Origin of the sequence: Shewanella sp. SG41-4, from assembly GCF_014164505.1 — a bacterium.
Taxonomy (GTDB): domain Bacteria; phylum Pseudomonadota; class Gammaproteobacteria; order Enterobacterales; family Shewanellaceae; genus Shewanella.
Genome location: NZ_JACJFI010000286.1, coordinates 1 through 4,455, shown reverse-complemented (window position 1 = coordinate 4,455; position 4,455 = coordinate 1). Strand labels below are relative to the sequence as shown.

The following is a 4,455-nucleotide window of genomic DNA, read 5'->3' as shown; positions in this document are numbered from 1 at the left end:
TGAAATTTTAATTAATACTGATTCAGAGCAAGAAGGTGAAATCTACATGGGTTGCGCCGGCGGTGTTGATGCACAAATAAGTGTACCAATGTCTTGGCAAGCACCAGAACAAAGCAACGCCAGCTTTTCACTGACTATGTCGGGTTTAAAAGGCGGCCATTCTGGTGTCAATATTCACCTTGGTCGTGGTAACGCTAACAAGTTATTAGCGCGATTTTTATTTAAATACAGTGACGAATTAGCCTTAGAGCTAATCAGCTTTAGTGGTGGTTCGCTGCGTAATGCGATTCCGCGTGAAGCTAACGTTCAATTGATGTTGCCAGCTGAAAATGTTGAAGCATTAAAACAAGCTATTGAGTCATTTCAAGCGTTAGTGCGTGAAGAGTTAGCCGTAGCTGATCCTGCCATGTTACTCACGTTAGCCGCAATTGATGCACCAACAAAAGTGATGGACGAAGAAGCGCAAAATACCTTAATCGACTTATTACATGCTAGCCCTAACGGTGTTATCCGCATGAGCGATGAAGTAGAAGGCGTCACTGAAACATCATTAAATATCGGCGTGATCAGCACTGAAGATGAAAGCGTAGAAATATTATGCCTTATTCGTTCATTAATCGATTCGGGGCGTGAAGAAGTCACTGGTATGCTAACCGCACTATCAAATCTATCGGGTGCTAGCATTGATTTAAGCGGTGCTTATCCAGGTTGGAAACCAGACACTAGCTCACCTGTTATGGCAATTGTGCGTGACACCTATAACGATATTTATAAAAAAGATCCTACCGTGATGGTTATTCATGCGGGTCTTGAATGTGGTTTATTTAAAGAACCTTATCCGCACATGGACATGGTATCGATTGGTCCGACGATTCGTTATCCGCACAGCCCAGATGAAATGGTCAACATCACCACGGTTGGTCAATATTGGAAATTACTGCTTGCAGTATTAGAGCGCATTCCTGCTAAAGAAGCATAATGGTTCGAAAGATTATGGTCATAATCGGCAGATAGGACATCAATCAAAGGCGACAGAAATGTCGCCTTTTTGCTGTTTCTCGTTTCAGTTATAAAATGTAAGCCTAAAATTGTAAATCGAGCTGGGTAATTTGATCAGTACTGTTATCAGTCTTGTTCAACGTCACATCCGCTAGGCCAACGCTCACACCGAGTAACCGAATTCCTCGCCCTTGGCTTCGTTGTAATGCTTGCAGCAATAACTCATGAAACAGGTTAATCGAAATCTCATCACTGCGATGCTCGATGGTTGTCTGCTTAAAATCATTAAATTTCAGTTTCACAACCTGCTTATGGATCTGTCGGTCTTTTGCACTGCGACGAACCCGAGTACTCAGCTCTTGAATAAGCTGCGGTAATACCTGATGACATTGCTCTAACGTAAAAATGTCTTTGGCTAATGTGGTTTCAACGCCGACAGACTTACGCACTCGATGCGGACTAATTTGTCTTAAATCGATCCCTTGAGCACGCTCAGCCAACACATGGCCAAACTTACCAAAGGCCTCAATTAATTGCACTTTAGGGTATTGCTGCACATCATAACAAGTGGTTAAGCCAATAGCGGCTAACTTTTTTGAAGTGACTTTACCAACTCCAGGAATTTTACTCAGCGGTAGGTCTTTTACAAAATCAGCAATTTGACTTGGGGTGATAACATATTGTCCATTAGGCTTATTTAAATCGGATGCAATTTTGGCTAAAAACTTAATGGGTGCAATACCTGCTGAAGCCGTTAATCCAGTGACCTCAAAAATTTCATCTCGTATCGCCTTGGCAATTAATGTCGCACTGCCTTGGTGAAGGTCGCAATCTGTAACATCAAGATAAGCTTCGTCTAAAGACAAGGGTTCGACAAGATCAGTATATCGATGAAAAATCTCACGTATTTGCAGTGACACTGATTTATACACTTCCATCCGCCCTGGCACTAAAATCAACTGCGGACACAACTGCAAAGCATGATAACTGGACATAGCGCTACGCACCCCAAATTTGCGGGCCTCATAGCTGCAGGTACTTATCACACCTCGGCGGTCACTTCTGCCGCCGACAGCAATGGGCTTTCCTCGTAGTTCAGGAAAATCGCGCATTTCTACCGCGGCAAAATAACAATCCATATCGATGTGAATGATTTTACGCATTCTATAACCATCATCATTATCTTAATTGAAACAATGATACTGTATATAAAAACAGTATTCAATCATTCTCTTACAGACACAAAAAAGCCCAAACTTAGTTGGGCTTCTGTAAAATACTTTGGTCTCTAGCAATGATTACATTTTGGTCTGTAAATAGTTTTGTAAACCAACACGTTCAATAAGACCGAGTTGCTTCTCTAACCAGTACATATGATCAGATTCAGTGTCATCTAATAATACTTCTAAAATTTCACGGCTTTGATAATCCGCTTTTTCTTCACATAGCGCGATAACTTTACGTAAATGATCTGCTACATGATATTCGTACGCAAGATCATTTTGCAGCATTTCTTGCACATCTTTGCCAATATTCAACGCTTCACGGCTACCAACATCTGGAGTGCCTTCTAAAAACAAAATGCGTTGAACCAATTTAGCAGCATGCAACTTCTCGTCGTCTGACTCATGCAGAATACGGGTATACAGTTCATTGAATCCCCAATCTTCATACATATGAGCATGGACAAAATATTGATCCATGGCAGACAATTCGCCGGTTAATAAACTATTTAAAGCATCGATGACTTCTGGATGACCTTTCATAATAATGTCCTATTAGTCGTTAATTTGTGATTGAAGATAATTTTGAATACCCGTTTGATTAATTAGCTCTTGCTGAGACTCAATCCAATCTAAATGTTCTTCTTCATCTTCGAGTAAATCTTCAAATAAATCGCGGCTAACATAATCTTGCTGAGTTTCGCATACCTTAATGGCTTCACGCAAAACGGCAATTTGCTCCGTAATAGCCGTTAGATCACAGCTAAGCATTTCTTCAGCGTGCTCACCAATACGTAATTTATCTAACTGTTGTAGGTTAGGTAAACCTTCGAGAAACAATACACGTTCAATCAGCTTGTCAGCATGCTTCATGTCTTCAATCGATTTTTTATACTCTTTCTCATTAAGCTTTTCCAATCCCCAATGTTTAAACATGCGTGCATGTAAAAAATATTGATTGATGGCTGTCAGCTCGCAGGTAAGTACACGATTGAGTTGGCTGATGACTTTAGGATGACCTTTCATAGCAATGTCCTCGATAAATAATGTGATCTCGATCAATTACAAACAGGATAAAACACTATAGGTAAAAATGCAAATTTCCTTTTGTTTTCAAGCGCTTATAATTGATAACCATTATCATTATAACTAAGCTTTGTAACTCGTTAGCAATACACGAACATAAAAAAGCCTTCTAAATGAAGGCTCTTTACAAAGCATTAGTTTAATAACCGATGCTTTAAGTATTTACGACGTTAAATAATTCGATTTTGATTAAGCAACTCATTACGAGCTTGCTCTTTTTCCATACGGCGTTTGCGTTTATCACATGGATCGTCACAATCACATGCTTTCTCAATACCTAAAACACCTAAGCCACCACAACTACCCTCTACCGCTTTCTTCTTTACGATATAGCCGATAGACATTAACAAAAAGAACAATAATAACATTACAAACGCTGCTATAAATGTGCTCATTACAGACTCCAATTACTCATTCAGATTAGGGTATAACGTGTTTTAATTAATCAGTTTAAAAATAAAGAACCTACTTAACATACGATTTAAACGCATCGCTGTAATAGACCTGATAACCCTGTTCTTGCTTCTCGATTAACATTACTGCTAAATTTTTCTCTTTAGCAAGCGCCAATGAAGCCTCAGTACCTAACACCATCATAGCGGTGGCATATCCATCTGCGGTCATACAACTAGAGTGTAACACGGTTGCTGAGGCAAGTTGATGCTTAATAGGGTAACCGTTACGAGGATCAATTAAATGTGAAAATCGTTCGCCATTCTCTTGATAAAAGTTACGATAATCACCTGATGTTGCTAATGACATTGTGCCAGGCTCAATCACTTGTTGAACCGCTTGTCCTTCACTCGTAGGTTGCTCAACAGCCACTCGCCATGGAATATTATCGGCCTTAGTACCTTTAACATTGAGCTCACCGCCTATTTCGACTAAATAACCGGATGCATGATACTTATCCAATAAAGCGGCAATTTTATCAACACCAAAGCCTTTTGCTATCGAGGATAAATCAACATATAAGTCAGCATTATGCTTAATTAATGTTAAGTCTTTTATCGACAATTCCTTGATGCCCATCTTAGCTTTAGCGTTATCTATTTGAGCTTGAGTTGGGATGGTTGTAGGTCGCTTATCGGGACCAAAACCCCACAAATTAACCACGGGCCCTAATGTAATATCTAATGCCCCATCA

General features: G+C 39.9%; 6 protein-coding genes. 1 reads left to right on the top strand and 5 read right to left on the bottom strand.

What is annotated here, in order from left to right; all coding sequences use genetic code 11:
* On the top strand, positions 1-979 hold a 979-nt coding region (pepD, locus tag H5202_RS18235; RefSeq protein WP_182773323.1), incomplete at its 5' end, for a beta-Ala-His dipeptidase.
* Positions 980-1,082: 103 nt separating this feature from the next.
* Here the strand turns inward: pepD and dinB are convergent.
* From dinB to H5202_RS18210, 5 genes are all read right to left on the bottom strand, one after another.
* A complete protein-coding gene (dinB, locus tag H5202_RS18230; protein WP_182773322.1) occupies positions 1,083-2,162 on the bottom strand; it encodes a DNA polymerase IV in 1,080 nt (359 codons plus the stop codon).
* 135 nt (positions 2,163-2,297) lie between these two features.
* Positions 2,298-2,765 (bottom strand): bacterioferritin, encoded by a 468-nt coding sequence (gene bfr, locus H5202_RS18225; RefSeq protein WP_182773321.1) that lies wholly within the window; start codon positions 2,763-2,765, stop codon positions 2,298-2,300.
* A gap of 12 nt (positions 2,766-2,777) precedes the next feature.
* Entirely contained in the window at positions 2,778-3,248 is a 471-nt protein-coding gene (bfr, locus tag H5202_RS18220) for a bacterioferritin (RefSeq protein ID WP_182773320.1), read from the bottom strand.
* Between the two features lie 230 nt (positions 3,249-3,478).
* A complete protein-coding gene (nqrM, locus tag H5202_RS18215) occupies positions 3,479-3,703 on the bottom strand; it encodes a (Na+)-NQR maturation NqrM (RefSeq protein ID WP_182773319.1) in 225 nt (74 codons plus the stop codon).
* Positions 3,704-3,773: 70 nt separating this feature from the next.
* Positions 3,774-4,455 (bottom strand): FAD:protein FMN transferase (locus H5202_RS18210; protein WP_182773318.1); only part of this gene is annotated, 682 nt, incomplete at its 5' end.